Raw genomic sequence first — 16,109 nt, 5'->3', positions numbered from 1 at the left:
GCGCAAATTGACCTGGTGAGCGCCGGCATGCGCTCAAACGGCAGCACAGCGCAACGCCGGAGTGCTCACGCATCACGCGGTTGCGCGAGCACGAGCGATCCGCACCGCGTCACTCACCAATGCTGGCGGCCATGCATTGACCGGCACGGTGGTTGAACCAGCAGCACGCGGCCGTGTCGTGCATACGCATTGGCGCACTGGCCCACATACGCCAACGCGCGGATAATCCGCATTGCCCTGTCACTGCAGCACCGTCATGTCCAGCACCGCGCCGACGCCGTTCGCCCCACTCACCGCGCGCGCATTGGCGTGGGCGGTCCTGGCCATGGGCGCGGTGGTGCTGTTGTCCAACATCCTGGTGCAGTACCCGATCAACGATTGGCTGACCTGGGGTGCGTTCTCGTATCCGCTGGCGTTTCTGGTGAGCAACCTGATCAATCGCCGCTTCGGCCCGCGCGCGGCGCGCAAGGTCGCCTGGTGCGGCTTTGCGCTGGCGGTGGTGTTGTCGCTCTGGCTGGCCACCCCGCGCATCGCGGCGGCCTCGTGCACCGCCTTCATCGCTGCGCAGTTGCTGGATATCAGCGTGTTCGACCGGCTGCGCAGTGGCAATTGGTGGCGTGCACCGATCGTGGCCACCACCTGCAGCGCCACGCTGGATACGACGATCTTCTGGAGCATCGCCTTTGCCGGCGCTGGCCTGCCATGGATCAGCTGGGCGGCCGGCGACCTGGCGGTGAAGCTGGGCATGGGTGTGTTCCTGCTCGGCCCGTTCCGCGCACTGCTGTGGCGCAGTGCGCCGCGCCCGCAGGGCTGACCGGCTCGCCTGCGCACCGGCAATCAGGCCAACACCAGGCGCGGTGCAGGGACGCCATTCCAACGCACCCGCGTTTCTGCCAACCCGGTCTGCGTGCCGCACGCGTCTCACCTTGCAACGCCAGCTACCGGCCACTCAAGGCGGTAGCGTCGCCGCGTCCTTGCCGAGCGGAAACTCCAGCCCTTGCGCGTGCGCGGTAGTGAAGATGCTGTGCCGTGCCTGCTCGATGGCAGGCGTTGGCGGGATCAGCCGCGGCCGGCGATCCAGGGTGCAACTCAGGCCCGCTTCCACCAAGGTGGCATGCGCCTGGTGCAGCGGTGCGGCACGCTCGGCCGGCAGCCATTGCACCTGCACCAACGCATCGATCAAGGCGGGCGTGGCGCAGGCCAGCAGCAGCGCCGGATGCTGTGCGGCCTGGCCGAGCACGCCGGCCTGCAGCACGAATTCCAGATCGACCAGGCCGCCGGCGCCCTGCTTGAGATCCAGCCGCCCCGCATCGCTGCGATCCAGTTCGCTGCGCATGCGCGCGCGCATCTTGCGCACGTCCTCGTGCAGCACGGCGGTGTCGCGCACGCGTGTCAGCGTGTCGGCACGCACCTGCGCGAAGGCCGCGCACAGTGCCGCATCGCCGGCCACCGCACGTGCACGCACCAGCGCCTGATGCTCCCAGGTCCAGGCGCGCTCGCGCTGGTAGTCGCGGTAACTGGCCAGCGATGACACCAACGCGCCCTTGCCACCATCCGGGCGCAGCCGCACATCGATCTCGTAGAGACGACCGGCGCCCGTTTCGGCGGCCAGCAGTGTCATCACCTTCTGCGCCAGCCGCGCAAACCAGCGCCCGGCTTCCAGCGCTCGCTTGCCATCGGAGGCTTCCACTTCGCGTGGATGGTCGTAGAGAAACACCAGATCCAGGTCCGAGCCGAAGCCCAGCTCCAGGCCGCCCAGACTGCCGTAGCCGATGATGGCGAACGCACCGCCCGGCACCTGCCCGTGCGCGGCGATCAGTTCGCGGCGCGCCAGCTGCAGCACCGTCTGCACCACCGCTTCGGCCAGCCAGGCCAGTTGCTGGGTGCTGTCCACCGCCTGCTGGCGGCCATCGAGCGTGGCCAGTGCGATGCGGAAGCTCAAGGCGAGCCGACGCTCGTTGAGTTCGCGCAGCGCCGCTTCGGTGTCCTCGATCTGCAAGGTGTCCAGGCACGCGGCGTGCAACGCATCGCGGTCGGGCAACGGACCGCTGATGCGGGTGTCGAGCAGTTCGTCCAGCAACAGCGGATGCGCAGCCAGGCGCTCGGCCAGCAAGGCGCTGCGCGAGAGCACATCGACCAGGCGTGCGAGCGCGCTGGGTTGTTCGTCCAGCAAGGCCAGGTAACTGGTGCGGCGCAAGGTGGATTGCAGCAGGCCGAGCACGCGGCGCACGGCGGCATCCGGCTGGCTGGCGCGGGTGGCCGCATGCAGCAGCGCCGGCATGACGCGGTCCAGCCGCGCGCTTGCGGTATCGGAGAGCGCACGCACGCCTGAGGACTGCGCAAAATCGGCCAGCACCTGATGCGCGCCGGCTGGATCGTGCAGTCCGATGCCGGCCAGCGGCGCGGCATCGCCTTCCGGCAAGGCGCGCCAGTAGTCGGCAAGCGCATCGGGGGCGGTGGCGCGCACGCGCGGTGCCAGCAGCTCGGCGAATTCGGCGGCAACGCGCGCGCGTTGCGGAGTGAGTGCCTGCAGCAGTGCCGGCCAATCCGCATAACCCAGGCCCAGCGCGATGCGCTCGCGATCCAGCGGCGCCTGCGGCAAGGCATGGGTCTGTGCGTCGCGCAACATCTGCAGACGATTTTCAAGCCGGCGCAAGAAGCGATACGCCTCGGTCAATGCATGCCCGTTGTCCGCATCGATCTGGCCTGCCTCCACCAGCGCCTGCAGGGCAGGCAGCAGGCGACGCTCGCGCAGGCTCGGCTCGCGCCCACCGCGAATCAGCTGCAGCGATTGCGCCAGGAACTCGATCTCGCGGATGCCGCCCGGCCCGCGCTTGATGTCGTCCAGACGATCGTGGCGGGCGACTTCGGCAGTGATCGCCGCCTTCATCTCGCGCAGGCCGTCCAGTGCGGTGAAGTCCAGATAGCGCCGGTAGACGAAGGGGCGCAGCGTCTCGAGCCAGGCTTCGCCGGCATCGATATCGCCGGCCACCGCGCGCGCCTTGAGCCAGGCATAGCGCTCCCAATCGCGTCCTTCGCGCTGGAAGTACTGGTCCATGCCGGTGAACGACAAGGCCACGCGCCCGGCCGTGCCGAACGGGCGCAGACGCAGATCCACGCGATGGCTGAATCCATCGGCCGTGGTCTCGTCGAGCAGCTTGGCCAGCTGCTGGCCAAGCCGCGCAAAATATTCCTCCGCCGCCAACGGGCGGGCACCGTCGGACTGGCCGCCCTGCGGATACGCATAGACCAGATCCACATCCGAGGAAAAATTCAGCTCGCCACCACCGAGCTTGCCCAGCCCGAACACCACCAGCCGCTGCACGCTGCCGTCTTCGGCAATCACCTGGCCATGGCGGTCGCGGAACTGCTGCTCCAATGCCTGCAGCCCACATTGCAGGCAGGTTTCGGCCAGGCGGGTGGCACCGGCCAGGGTGGCATCGACACTGTCCAGTTCGAGCACATCGCGCCAGACCAGGCGCGTGGATTCGGCACTGCGGTAGCGCCGCAATTGCGCCGGCCAGGCCTGGGGCTGTGCGGGGTCGAGCACCGGTAGTGGCAACGGCGGTGGATCCGGCTGCGCCAGGTGCTGCAGCAATGCCGGCTGACGCGCCAAGGTATCGAGCGCAAACTCGCTGGCGAGCGCGACCTGTTCGAGCTGCCGAGCGAAGTCATCGCCCGGCCAGGGCTGGTCGGCCGGCACGGCATGACGGACACGCGTCACAGCCCGCTCGATCAGGGCGGTGAGCGCAGGAGACACGGATGAGGTAGGCAGCGACATGCGCCGATTCTGGCATCCCTGCGCGATGGCGGCACGTGTCTACGGTTGATCCAGCGGTGTCTAGAGGCAGCAATGCAACTACCGGGTTTACCACCGCGCTGCGTGTAGTCCCATCAACATGCGGTCATGTCGGCGGGCGTGATGTCCTCACTGGTTGCGGGCTCCTTGGCCGTATGGATGCAGCCATGGAACTCCACGGATGATTTATGACGTGTCCCGGAAGTGGTGAAGGTATCGCGTGTTGAAACAGCGTCAGAGTTCGAAAGCCGGCTGTTTGCGCTCAGGCCGGATGAGGCGGTCAAGCAGAGGCGAAGCATGTGATCTGAGGCTTCCTTGCAGGGCCCTTGCCCGCCCACCATCGCAGGACACGCCGCAAGTACGCCCATGTAGGCGCTTACGCGACGGTGGACGGGCAAGGACCAGTCAAGCTGGTCGGTGTGTGTGGCCTTCAAACAACAGCAAGCTACAGCACACGCCAACCAATCACCCCGCATGCGACGCAGCCCAGCAGCACTGCCAGCCACGCACTCCAGCGCGGCGCGTACGCCAGGCCCAACGCCACCCACAGGGCGGCCACGCTGGCAAACCCCAGCCACAACAAGGTGCCCACCGCTCCGCCCCAAGCGAGCACGCACAGCACCAGCGCGGCGATCAACAGACAGACAGCCATCGCACGCAGCAACCATCGCTGCATGACCGGCGCAGTGCGGCGGCCGGTGAGCTGCTCGTAATGGCGATGCATCGCCACGGCCAGGGCCATCAGTGCGGCATGGCAGAGCGCGGTGCCCAGCAGCGCGGTGATCAGCCCATCCATGGCGGATGTCCCAGCAACCAGCTCGCACCGCCCAGCACGACGATACCCACGCCCAGCCAGCCCCACATGCGCAATGCACTGCGCGCACGAAACATCCACAGCACGACGACGGCGTAGATGGCGAAACTCAGCAAGGTCGTGCTCAGCACCGAGACCGCAGGCGACACGCCGGCAAATCGCGACAGCAGCTGCGCCAGCACGCTGCAGCCGGTGGAGGTCAGCGCATAGCCGCCGATACTGGCAGCAAGCACGCGACCGGCAACCGACCAGCGGTAGCGCGTCACCGATGCGGTGCTTGAAGAACGCTTCACAACACATCCATCGCGACAGGGGCACCACGCCTGGCGCGTGTCGGCACCGGTCGCACTGCGCTGCGATGGGCCCGATATGCCGCGTAAGCAAATGCAATGCCGAAGACGAGCGAAACCAACTCGACCCCGGCGCGCTGCAGGTCGCCGGCAGCCAGGTACACGCCCAGATGCTGCCCGGTGGTGACCGCATTGAGCAGCGGCAAGCCGACACATAGCAGCGCCGTCATCGCCATTTGCTCCACCCATGCGCGCGCGGGCGGGCGCAGCAGCGCATGCAGCAGCGTGGCCGCCCAGACCCACAGGAATGCGTGGATCTCGATCTGGCTGCGCCCGGCCTGCGCGATCGGCACCAGGCGGTTGGCATAAAAATACGCAATGCTCGCCAAGGCGGTTCCCGCAAGCGCGGCGACATTGAGCGCTTCCACCACCCGATAGATGCCGGCGGTGGCCGCGCCGAACTCCTGCTCGCTACGCCGACGCCGCTTGATCGAAAACAGCAAGGTGCCGGTGGCCATCATCAAGGTGCCGGCCAGGCCGCAGATGAAATACAGCCATTTGCTGGTCCAGCCGCCGAACCCCGCCACGTGCAAGGTCTTGACGACCTCTTCCACATCCTGCGCGTGCAGGTCCGTGCGTGCGGCATCCGCGTGCCGCTCCAGCAGCGCGCCACTGTTCGCGTCGAATACCACGCTATTGGCTGGGTTGAGCAGGCGCCGCGAGCTGCCGGTCGCGGCCACGCGCGCGATCACGCGCAGCTTGCTGCCGGGTTGATCGGGCCGCTCGATCACCAGCGTTTGCGCGGGCGCAGAGTTAAGCGAGTCTGCACGCTGCACCAGCTCCGGCAGATAGGCAGGCACGTTGTTGACTGCTGCTTCGTCTGTGCTGGCCGCAGGCACTGCGGGCGACAGAGCATCGGCGTAACGCGTGTAGGCGTCCTCGTCGCTGCCATACAGTGCGTGCAATGGCGCGGGCATGTAGCTGGTGTAGAAATACGCCAGGCCGGTGTAGACGATCATCAGCAGGAAGGGCAGCGTCAGCACCGCCGTGGCGTTGTGCGCGTCCAGCCACGAGCGCTGTCCCTTGCCCGGGCGGAAGGTGAAGAAATCCAGAAAGATCCGCTTGTGCACGATCACCCCGGATACCAGCGCGATCAGCCCGCACAGCGACACCCAGCCCACCAGCCAATAGCCGGGAATGCCGCCATGCAAGGTGTAGTGGAAGCTCATGAAATGCCGGCCGCCTTCGGTCTGCCGGCCCCACGGAGACGGCAGCAGCTCGCCGCTCCCGGGGTCCAGCGCTGCCTGATCCTGGCCGTCTGGTGTCCGCCAGGACAGCGTGAGCGCCTCACCCAGCTGCGCGGGCAAGGTGATCCGCCACAGGCGTGCCTGTGGCGCAAGCTGATGCAACTGCGCCAGTGCACGCGGCACCAGCGCTGCTTCCGACAGGACCGTCTGCGTGCTCGCACTCGGCAAGGCCGGTGTGCCCTGCATCCAGCTGGTGATCGGATCGCGAAACACGCTGAGCGTGCCGGTCAGGAAGATCGCGCACAGCAACCAGCCACAGCTCAGGCCGCACCAGGTGTGCAGCCAGGCCATGCTTTGGCGAAAGCCTTCTTTCATCCGGCACGCGCCAGGCGCCACCGCAGCGCTGGTGCCCGCATCACAGCGCGCCGCGCAGGGTCACCATCACGTTGCGCGGCTCGCCGTAATAGCGCCCGTTAACGAAGCTCGACAAGGTGTTGTAGTAGTGCTTGTCGAACACGTTGTTGAGATTGACCGCCACCGACCATTGCCGGTTGACCTGGTACCGCGCCAATGCATTCCAGACCGCACGCCCCTGGATCGGCGCGGTGGCAGTGCCGATCTGCCGATACGCCGCGCTCTGCGCGCTGACACCGCCACCGACGATGACGTCCTGCAACACGCCCGGTAGACGGTAGGTGGTCCATACCCGCAGCAGGTGCTTGGGCGTGTAGCTGTTGAAGGTCTGGCCCTGGCTGCTGACATCCTGCAGGTAGGTGGTGCGGTTGAAGGTGTAACCGGCAAACACGTTCCAGTCGCGCAGCACCTCGCCGCTGACTTCGGCATCGAACCCGCGGCTGCGCACCTTGCCGCTGTCGATGTAGCAGAAATCGTTGTTGCGGCAGGTGGGGCTGGTGGTCAGGTCGGCCTGGGCACGGTTTTTCTGCTCGATCTGGAACAGCGCAAACGCGCTGTTGATGCGCCCGTCCAGCCACTCCCCCTTGATGCCAAGCTCGTAGTTGGCACCGGTCATCGGCTTGAGCATCTCGCCGGCTTCGGTCTGCGCGTTCTGCGGCTGGAAGATGTCCGCATAACTGGCGTAGGCCGACCAGGTCGGGCTCAAGGCGTACAACAGGCCGGCATACGGTGTGACCTGCCCGGTCTCGCGGGTGTGCTCGATCGATTGCGATGGCGACAGTCCGGTGGTGGTGGTGTTCCACAGGGTGTCGTGCCAGCTCACGCGGGTGCCGACGATGGCCCTCAACGGATCCGTCAGCTGCCAGCGCAGTGCGCCGTACAGGCCGAATTCGCGCGAGGTGCCATGCCGGGCCTCGCGTGCATTGGCGAAGATTTCCGCATCGCTGATCGCCCGCACATTGCGCTGCAGATTGAACACGTTGAAGGTCTGGAAGTTGTTCTTGCTGCCGTAGACCGTATCCACGGTGGTCTCGGCGAAGTTGCTGCCGATCACCAACTCGTGCCTACGCCCCAGTGCATTGAACTGCCCGATCACATTGGCGTCGAAGCCGAAGGCGTCCGCATCGGAAATGGTGCGCGCGGCCAGCAGCGCGCCGGTGCCGTTGGCCGGATTGATCGCGCGGCTGGAGCTGGCATATTTCAGATCGTGCAGCTCGCGTACCTGCACCGCACTGAGCTTGAACACCCAGTCGGCATTGAAGCGATGGTCCAGGTCCAGATACAGCCCGCGATTGGACGAGGACTGCCGGTTCCATGCGGCACCCAGATTGGTCTGGCGTGGCAGGCCGATATCGCGGCCATCGCTGAAACTGGGCAGACCGCCGAAGAACGGCCGGCCTTCCACCTGTTCGTAGCTCACGCCCAGGCTGAGCTGGGTCTGCGGCGAGAACGTGTAGTCGAGCGTGCCGTAATAGGTGGGCGTGCGGCGCGTGACCCCATCGACGAACGAGCGCTGGTCCTGGTAATCGATCACTCCGCGCGCGCGCAATGCGCCATCGGCGCTGAGGTTGGCGCTGCCATCGATCAGGGCGCCGTAGCGATCCCAGCTGCCGCCCTGCACCATCACGCTGACGCCCGGCACATCCAGCGGGCGCTTGCGCACCAGGTTCACCGCGCCACCGGGATTGCCCGCCCCCTGCAGCAGGCCGGCCGCACCGCGCAGCACTTCGGCGCGATCGTAGATGCCCATGTTGGCGCTGTAGTTGCTTGCGCGGCCGTACATGCCGCGATTGAGCGGCACGCCGTCGTACTGCACGGTGGTGATGTCGAAGCCGCGCGAATAGATGTACTTGCCGCCCTGCGGGCTCTGCACGATGGTGATGCCGGTGGTGCTGGCCAGCGCGTCGTAGACCGAGGTGATGTTCTGCTCGTCCATCAACTGACGGGTGACCACGCTGATCGACTGCGGGATGTCCTTGAGCGACTGCTCGCCGCGGCCGATGCTGACCGCGCGCGCGGTATAGCTGCCGGTGCCGCTGGTGGTCGCACTGCGGTTGGCCTGCGCGGTCACCTTGACGGTGGGCAGCAGCCACGCGTCCACCTCGCTATTGCTCGTACTCAGCTGCGGCGCGGCGCGCAACACGTAGCCGCCGGTCTGCAACGGCACGGCCTGCAAGCCGCTGCCCGCCAGCAGCGCAGCCAGGGCGGCCGGTGCGGTGTAGCTGCCATCCAGCCCGGCGGTGGTCTTGCCGTCGGTCTGCGCGGCGGTGAAGCTCAGCAACAGGTTGGCCGAACCGGCCAGTTCACGCAGCGCCGGCGCCAACGGGCCGGCGGGGATGCGGTAGGCCTGGCGTGCATCCTGCGTGGCAGGCGCGGTCTGGGCGATGGCATCGGGCATGCCCGCACACACGCCCAGGCTGCAGAGCGCAACCGCCACGGCCGTGCCCAGCGGCCGCTGCACGGCCTGCACCAGGGCGTTGCGCTGCAACGACGAAGAGGAAAGTTGACCGCGGCGGCGGGCAGTGATCGACATGCTGTTCCCACAAAGGTTTGGTGTCGCACTGACACCGTCATTGGGGAGGTGCCACAACTGCGGCGATCGGGCAGCCCGGATGCAAAGTTTTTTCGGCGACGGCCGGCTGGCGGCGCCTCAGGCCTGCCCGGCCGCCTGCACCGTCACCCAGTAACGGCTGCGCCGGCTCACCCGCACCGGCAGCACGCTGGGCAGCATTGCCAGGATGCGGTCGGTGTCGTCCAGCGGGAACACGCCGGAGACGCGCAGGCTGCCCACCTGCGGGTCGCAGCGCAGCAGCCCGGCGCGATAACGGTCGAGTTCGGCGATGAAGGCATCCAGGCGCCACTCGTCGGCGATCAGCTGCCCGCGTACCCAGGCCGCGGCCTGTGCATCGACCGGCGCGATGGCGCCGAGCGCCTCGGCGGTAAACCGACACTGCTCCCCTGCCTGCACGCGCCCGACGGCCTGCGCGGCCGCATGTGGCCGCACCTCCACCGCGCTTTCCAGCACGCTCAGCCGGGTGGCGTGTTCGTCCTGGCGCACGCAAAAGCGCGTGCCCAATGCATGGATATCGCCCTGCGCGGTGCGCACCAGCAACGGCCGCGCGTCGTGACCCGCTCCCAGCGCATGCGCGGTGGTCACCATGATCTCGCCGGCCAGCAACTGCAGCAGCCGCTGCTGCGCATCGAACCGCACATCGATGGCGCTGCGCGTGTTGAGGGTGATGCGGCTGCCGTCCTGCAACTGCACCTCGCGGCGCTGGCCGGTCGCGGTGGCGTAATCGGCGGTGGCGCGCTGCCAGCGTTCGGTGCGCGAGGCCAGCACGCCGGTGGCCCCGGCCACCCCGCCCCACAGCAGCAGGTTCAGCGCCTTACGCCGGCCAGGCGATGCCTGGCCGTTGCTGCCCGCATACGGCGACAGGCTGCGATAGGCCGCCTGCGGGGTCAGCGTCTTCAGCCGCCCGGTCACCGCCTCGATATGCGCCCACGCCCGCGCGTGGTCCGGATGCGCATCGCGCCACTGTTGCCAGCACTGCAGCTGCACCTCGCTCGCAGTGCCGGACATCAGCACCGTCAGCCACTGCGCGGCCTGGTCGGCGACCTCGGCGCTGATCGGTTGCCCGCCGGCCAGCGGCGCGCGCTGGCCGGCAGCGGTGCGCGCACGAGGTGAAGCGGCATCAGCCATCCGTGCAGCTCACGCCGACAGGGCGAACAGGCAATGCCGGTTGGCACGCGTGAGGTATTGCTTGACCGAGCTGCTGGACACGCCCAGCCGCTGCGCGATCTGCGCGTAGCTCAGCTCCTGCAGATGCGCCAGCAAAAAGGCTTCCTTCACCTTGGGCGGCAGGCCATCCAGCGCCTGGTCCACCTGCTGCACCGCTTCCAGCGCCAGCACTTGCAGCTCCGGCGACGGCGCCAATTCCTCTGGAAGCGCAGCCAGCAGTTCCAGGTAGCTGGTTTCCAGCAACTTGCGCCGCTGCCGGTGCGCCATCAGCCGGCGCGCGATGGTGGCCAGGAACGGGCGCGGCTCGCGGATCTCGTCGGCGGCGCCCGCGCTGATCACGCTGATGAAGGTGTCCTGCGCCAGGTCGGCAGCCACGAACGCATCGCCCAGCTTGCGCCGCAGCCAGCCCTGCAGCCAGCCATGGTGGTCGGTGTACAGGCGCTCCACCTGCTGATGAAGCGCGCCTTGCGTGACCGACACGATGACCTCCTGGACGGCTGGACCCAGGCGGCAAGGCGCCCGGCGATAAATGAGAATTGATCTCATTCTATCGGAAGCCGGCGACGTATGCAGGCGCGGCCGCTGGCCACCCCCATCACGCGGATCGAGAACATGTAGGCGGTTGATGCTCAAAGCGACCCGGCAGTCGCCTGGGCAAGCCTTCAACAACTAGGCGTTTCGCGCGCTGAGCGGAGGCCAAGTGGCTTGACTGGCCAAGCTTCAGGCAATAAAAAAGCCCGCTTGCAGCGAACTGCCAGCGGGCTTTGCTCCCTCCCCCACGTCGGGATGCAGGATCATAGTGCGCGCCCCGAACGCCACTTGCACGCTGCACTGCAAAACAACACCAGGCAGTACAGAACTGGCGCTTTTTCCTTCACACCGCACTGGCGCGCGGCGACCTCAGCGCAGCAGATCGGGCTGGGCCTGGTACCACTCCGGTGCACGCAGCAGATGCCATTCCGGGGTCTGGCCGCGCAACCCCACCGCTGCGCTCAACATGCCCCAGCGCGCGAGCAAACTGCCGCTGCGTTGGCTGCCCTGCAAACGCAGGCGCGCATCCACCTGGAAGCGTTGGTTGCGCGCCTGCAAGCGATCGACGATGACGGTGTCGCCCTGCCAATGCACGCGCCCGGTCACCTGCGCCTGGCCTGCATCCACCAGCCGCAGCATCCAGTTCGGAATCGAACGGTCGCGCGCGTACAGCGCCATCAGGAACTCCAGATCGCGCACCTGGATGCGCACGCGACCATCCATGCCGACCGGCTGGTGCCATTGCATGCGGGTGTCCTCCAGCACGATGCGCGCCCACCAGCCATCGCGGCGCTGACCATCCGGCCCGGTGAATCCGATATTGCGCAGCTGGATGGTGCTGGCGTCGAGGCGAAAATTTTCCGCACGCAGATCGCCGCGTTGCAAGCGCAGATCCGCATCCACATCGCCACGCAGTGCCAGGCCGGCAAACTGCAGCCGCGCCGCACGCGCACCGATGCGCAAGCCACCCTTGCCGATACGCCCACCGGGTTCGATCTGCAGATCGCCACTGAGCACACCGTTGCCGCCATCGAAGCGCAGTTGCTGCTGCGGCAGATAGCGGTTGTAGGCACGCAGATCCGGCACGCGCGCATTGGCGAACACCAGATGCGCGCGCGTGGCGTCGCGCAGCGTGGCCAGGTTGCGTGCATCGGCGCGCGTCTGCAGGTCCAGACGCAGATCGCGGCCCTGCACGAACGGGCGCGTGGGCGCATCGCTGTGCGCAATGGAGAACTGCTGCATCTGCAAGGCAAGTGCCGGCAGCAGCTGCCCGTTCGCATCGGCGCTCACCCGCAGGTCGGCACTGGCCTGCCCATCGATCGCATGCCCCATCACGCCGACATGCGCACGCACGTGCGGCACCTGCAGGCGACTGCCGGTACCGAGCTGGCCGCGATCGATGCGCAGATCCGCATCCACCAGCCCGTCGCCTTCCAGCGTCAGCCAGTCCACGTCCGGGAACAGCGCCGGAATCCAGCTCAGCGAGGACAGTTGCCAGTGCAGGCGCGCATGCCCGGAGGTGCGCGGCAGCAGGCTGCGCATCGATTGCAGCGGCAGCTGCCGGCCCTGCACGCGCAGATCCGCATCCAGGGTCAGCCCGGCATCGGCCGGCTCGGGCATGCTCACCTGCAGGCGCATGTCCTGATCCACCTGCAGTTGCGCTGCAAGCTCGCCCAGCAGGGCGGCCGGCGTGCGCATGCTGTCGTGCAGGGGTGCGCGCCATTGCAGCTGGCTGCCGGGCTGCAAGGCGCCACGTATCCAGCGCAACTGCCCATCCGCACGCCCCGTGCCGGCGCGTGTGGAGAGCGTGTGGCGCCCCTGGGCATTACGTACGACATCCAGTGCGGCGGTGTCGCCATGCACGCTCACCTGTGCATCGGCAAGCTGCAGCATGGCCAGCCCACGTGCCTGCTCCGGCGCATGCCGCGCGATGCTGGCTTCGATGCGCAGCTGGCCGTTGCGCAGCACTTCGCTGTCACCCCAGCGCATGCGTGCGTTGTCGAAGCGCGCCTGCGAGGGAAACACTTCCATCGGCCCGCCACGCAACTGCTTGAACAGACCGAGCTGCAGCTGACCATCGCCTTCGATCCGCAGCTGACGCAGCGTCACTGCCTGCACCTGATCGGCGACGATGCGGTCGAACTGCAGGGTCCAGGCCGGAGCGGTCGATGCGGGACCTGCGGGTGCGCCAGCGGTATTGGCGACCCCAGAGGATTTCGGCACCCGAATGGCTAAGTCAGTCGTCCGTGTGGGCGGCTGCGTGCTCGCCGCGAGGTCTGGGGTGCGTGTGGGTGGCTTGTCCTGCGCGGTCGTTGGCTGCGGCGTACCGGCTGCGTCAGCCGCTGGCGCGGCAGCTACCTGCGTGTTCGGCGCTGTCCCCGGCGCTGGCGTCGCCACGGTAACAGCTGTGGGTACAGCCGCCTGCATGCCGCCGCGCACACCGTGCGCATGCAGCTCCGGCACCAGCAACTGCCGATGCAGCAACGGCAACAGCCGCACCTGCCCGCTCATGCGCTGCGCGCTGACGTTCCAGCGGGTGCGTGTGGAGCGGCCTTGCAACTCCACCTTCCACAGCGTCAGCCGGCCCGGCCACCAGGTCACTGCCGGGCCCCAGTGCATGGTGAACCGGTCCGGCTTGCGATTGAGCGCGGCCGGCCCGAGTGGCGTGTTGAGCAACAGGTTGCCGAGCAGCAGATAGCTTGCGTACACCACCAGGAACGCCAGCAACGGCCAACGCACCAGGCGGGGCAAGGTCTGCCAGCGGGCGCGAACAGGCATCGTCATGACGGCAGGCTCCTGAAGACCGCGCACGCGGCGTGGCGCAGTGTGCCAAGGAAACCGTGAGCGCGGTGCGCAGCGGCGATTGCGGCTGGGCACCGGCAGGCTGCCCGGTGTGCAGTGGATGTCCTACACGCCCGGCAGTGTGCGCACGCCTCGTCGAAGACGGCAAAGCTGGCCGCATTACGCAAGCCTCAAACCACGAGCCGCTTACTTCGCCTTCGATACCCCCGGCAACAACCCCGGCTGCGCGTCGTACCACTCGCGCGCGCCGGCCAGATGCCACTGGCGCTGCTTGCCATCGAGTTCGATCCCGGCGCCCAGCACACCCCAGCGCAGATACAGATCGCCGCGCCGCTGCTCATCGTTCAAGGCCAGCCTTGCACGCAGCGACAGCCGCGCATTCTCCGCATGCAGGTCGTCGATCAGCAGCTGCTGCTTGCGCCAACGTACCCTGCCGGTGGCGTCGAGCTCGCCCGAATCCAGCAAGCCCAGTACCCAGCGCGGATAGTCGGCACGTTGCGCAAACACCGCCAGCAGCGGCGCGACATCGCGCATGCGGATCGCCGCGTCGGCATCCACCTGGAACGGTGCGCTGGCCTGGATGGTGCCGGCACCGACCTGCATCTGCCCCCACCAGTTGGCATCGCTGCTGTCGTCGCCCACACGCATATTGCGCAGGCGCACGCGCGTGCCGCTGAGGTCGAAGAACTTGTTCTTGAAATCGGCACGCTGCAGCTGCGCCTGCAATTCGGCATCGCCACGCATCTGCACGCCGGCCAGCGCCAGGTGCGCGCCCTGCCCGCGCAGGTTGGCGTGGCCGCTGCCCACATCGCCGGCGGTATTGAGCGCCACATCGCCGGTCAGGCTGCCGCTGCCGCCGAGCAGGCGCACGTTCTTGCCGGGCAGGTAACGGTTGTAGACGGTGAGATCGGGAACGCGCGCATCGCTGAAACGCAGCTGTGCCTTGAGCGTGTCGCGCAGGCGCGCCAGTTCGGCATCGCCATGCATGGCCAGTTGCAGATCGCGGCCGTCCAGCAGGACCTGCCTGGGCGCATCGCGCGGTGCGGCCTTGAAGGTGGGAATGCTCACCTCCAGGTGCGCCTGCGGCGTGGCGGCATCGTCGATGCGTCCATGCGCCTTGGCGATACCGGCCAGCCGCGTATCGAACACCTGCGCCACCGCTTCCACACGCGGAATCTCCAGGCTGCTGCCGCTGGCGAGCCGGCCCTGCGCCAGCCGCAGGTCGGCCTCGACCAGGCCGCCGCCTGCGAGCTGGAACCAGGGCTTGCGCACGAACAGCTCGGCGATCCAGTTCAGCGATTCGAACTGCCAGCGCCCACGCACCTGCCCGGACAGGCGCGGCAGTACCTGCGCAGGATCCTGGAAGGGAATGCTGCGTCCGGCGATGCGCAGATCGGCCTGCAGTTCGCTGCCCGTCTTCTCGTCGCGCGGCAGGCGTGCCTGCACACGGATGTCGCGCGCCACGTCCAGCTGCAGCGCCAGCATGCCGCGGTCGGTCGCGCCGACGCCAGCCATCAATGGCAGACGCCAGACAGCATGGCTGCCTTCCTGCAGGGTGCCGCGATCCAGCGTGATGTCGGCCTCCACCCGCGCCGCGGACGGCCCGCTGCGGATGTCCACGTGCGGCGCGCCGGTGTCGATCTTCAACGCCACGGTCGCCGCCTTCAGCTGCAGGCGCGCATGGGTAATGCCGAGCTTTCGCAGGCCAGGCGCCTGGTCGCGGTAATGGCGCGGAAACTGGAATTGCGCATCCAGCTGCGCGCCATTGAACACCTGCACCCCGTCATAGCTGACCACCGCATCGCGAAAGCCCGCTTCGGAAGGAAACAGCTCCGACGGGCCGCCCTTGAGCTGCTTGAGGAAGCCGACGCTGCCGTGGCCCTGCCCGGCGATTAGCAACTTGCCCAGGCGCGCACTGCGGATGCTGTTGCTGGTGATCGCATCGAAGCGCAGCGTCCAGCCCTGATCGCCGCGCGGCGGTGGCGGAATGGGCGTGTCGGAGGTTTCCACTTCCGCTTCCAGGCCGGTGGCATGCAGCCAGGGCAGGCGCACCTCGCGCCGCAACAGCGCAAGCAAGGCCACGCGCGCATTGGCGCGGTCGGCGTGAAACACGTACACGGTGCGGTTGGCCTGCCCACGCATGCGCACGTTCCAGGCCATCACCTGCCCCGGAAACACGGTCAGTGCCGGGCCGGTCTGCATGGTGAATTTATGCGGCTGCCGGTTGGTGACGGCATCGAACAGCGGCGTGTTGAGAAACAGGTTGCCGGCCAGCAGATACAGCGCATACAGCGCCACCAGCACGACCACTGCGATGCGCCCTGGCCGGGGCCAGCGCTGGAAGCGGTCGCGAAGAGAGGACATGGGCGCAGGCAGAAGTCGAGTCTGTCGCCACTATCGCGGTTGCGCTGGCGGCGAGGCGTGAACATGGCCGGTAGCGCGTCACCACCCGCGCTGTACGGCAGCCGGGATG

General features: G+C 67.7%; 9 protein-coding genes and 2 pseudogenes. 1 reads left to right on the top strand and 10 read right to left on the bottom strand.

Features of this window, described 5'->3' with window-relative positions; translation table 11 throughout:
* Nucleotides 1-256 precede the first annotated feature (256 nt).
* Complete coding sequence (locus tag AC1PLS_RS02905) at nt 257-814, top strand: VUT family protein (protein ID WP_024937878.1); 558 nt, start codon at nt 257-259, stop codon at nt 812-814.
* A gap of 135 nt (nt 815-949) precedes the next feature.
* Here the strand turns inward: AC1PLS_RS02905 and glnE are convergent, their stop codons facing one another.
* From glnE to AC1PLS_RS02855, 10 genes and pseudogenes are all read right to left on the bottom strand, one after another.
* Entirely contained in the window at nt 950-3,781 is a 2,832-nt protein-coding gene (glnE, locus tag AC1PLS_RS02900; RefSeq protein ID WP_481104183.1) for a bifunctional [glutamate--ammonia ligase]-adenylyl-L-tyrosine phosphorylase/[glutamate--ammonia-ligase] adenylyltransferase, read from the bottom strand.
* Nucleotides 3,782-4,244: 463 nt separating this feature from the next.
* Nucleotides 4,245-4,595 carry a DUF3325 domain-containing protein gene (locus tag AC1PLS_RS02895; RefSeq protein ID WP_166771626.1) on the bottom strand — a complete coding sequence of 117 codons (351 nt, stop codon included), beginning with the start codon at nt 4,593-4,595 and terminating at the stop codon, nt 4,245-4,247.
* Complete coding sequence (locus AC1PLS_RS02890) at nt 4,583-4,906, bottom strand: hypothetical protein (RefSeq protein ID WP_166771625.1); 324 nt, start codon at nt 4,904-4,906, stop codon at nt 4,583-4,585. The genes AC1PLS_RS02895 and AC1PLS_RS02890 overlap by 13 nt, the downstream gene beginning before the upstream one ends.
* Nucleotides 4,903-6,501 (bottom strand): PepSY-associated TM helix domain-containing protein, encoded by a 1,599-nt coding sequence (locus AC1PLS_RS02885; protein ID WP_260300061.1) that lies wholly within the window; start codon nt 6,499-6,501, stop codon nt 4,903-4,905. The genes AC1PLS_RS02890 and AC1PLS_RS02885 overlap by 4 nt, the downstream gene beginning before the upstream one ends.
* A gap of 64 nt (nt 6,502-6,565) precedes the next feature.
* On the bottom strand, nt 6,566-9,097 hold the full coding sequence (locus tag AC1PLS_RS02880; protein WP_184432283.1) for a TonB-dependent siderophore receptor: 2,532 nt from the start codon (nt 9,095-9,097) through the stop codon (nt 6,566-6,568).
* 117 nt (nt 9,098-9,214) lie between these two features.
* Nucleotides 9,215-10,264 carry a FecR domain-containing protein gene (locus tag AC1PLS_RS02875; protein WP_481104182.1) on the bottom strand — a complete coding sequence of 350 codons (1,050 nt, stop codon included), beginning with the start codon at nt 10,262-10,264 and terminating at the stop codon, nt 9,215-9,217.
* Nucleotides 10,265-10,273: 9 nt separating this feature from the next.
* A complete protein-coding gene (locus AC1PLS_RS02870) occupies nt 10,274-10,783 on the bottom strand; it encodes a sigma-70 family RNA polymerase sigma factor (RefSeq protein WP_065032200.1) in 510 nt (169 codons plus the stop codon).
* Between the two features lie 420 nt (nt 10,784-11,203).
* A pseudogene (locus tag AC1PLS_RS02865) lies at nt 11,204-12,994 on the bottom strand (hypothetical protein); the annotation flags it as partial.
* A gap of 218 nt (nt 12,995-13,212) precedes the next feature.
* A pseudogene (locus tag AC1PLS_RS02860) lies at nt 13,213-13,618 on the bottom strand (hypothetical protein); the annotation flags it as partial.
* 204 nt (nt 13,619-13,822) lie between these two features.
* Complete coding sequence (locus AC1PLS_RS02855; RefSeq protein WP_184432289.1) at nt 13,823-16,000, bottom strand: translocation/assembly module TamB domain-containing protein; 2,178 nt, start codon at nt 15,998-16,000, stop codon at nt 13,823-13,825.
* Nucleotides 16,001-16,109: the final 109 nt, after the last annotated feature.

This window comes from Xanthomonas sp. NCPPB 3218 (assembly GCF_056725185.1).
Note: the sequence above shows the minus strand (reverse complement) of the source record. Positions and strands in the feature narration are given on the sequence as shown.

Coding starts and splice junctions, on each gene's coding strand:
- AC1PLS_RS02905 (WP_024937878.1), top strand. CDS start 257: ATGTCCAGCACCGCGCCGACGCCGTTCGCCCCACTCACCGCGCGCGCA.
- glnE (WP_481104183.1), bottom strand. CDS start 3,781: ATGTCGCTGCCTACCTCATCCGTGTCTCCTGCGCTCACCGCCCTGATC.
- AC1PLS_RS02895 (WP_166771626.1), bottom strand. CDS start 4,595: ATGGATGGGCTGATCACCGCGCTGCTGGGCACCGCGCTCTGCCATGCC.
- AC1PLS_RS02885 (WP_260300061.1), bottom strand. CDS start 6,501: ATGGCCTGGCTGCACACCTGGTGCGGCCTGAGCTGTGGCTGGTTGCTG.
- AC1PLS_RS02880 (WP_184432283.1), bottom strand. CDS start 9,097: ATGTCGATCACTGCCCGCCGCCGCGGTCAACTTTCCTCTTCGTCGTTG.
- AC1PLS_RS02875 (WP_481104182.1), bottom strand. CDS start 10,264: ATGGCTGATGCCGCTTCACCTCGTGCGCGCACCGCTGCCGGCCAGCGC.
- AC1PLS_RS02855 (WP_184432289.1), bottom strand. CDS start 16,000: ATGTCCTCTCTTCGCGACCGCTTCCAGCGCTGGCCCCGGCCAGGGCGC.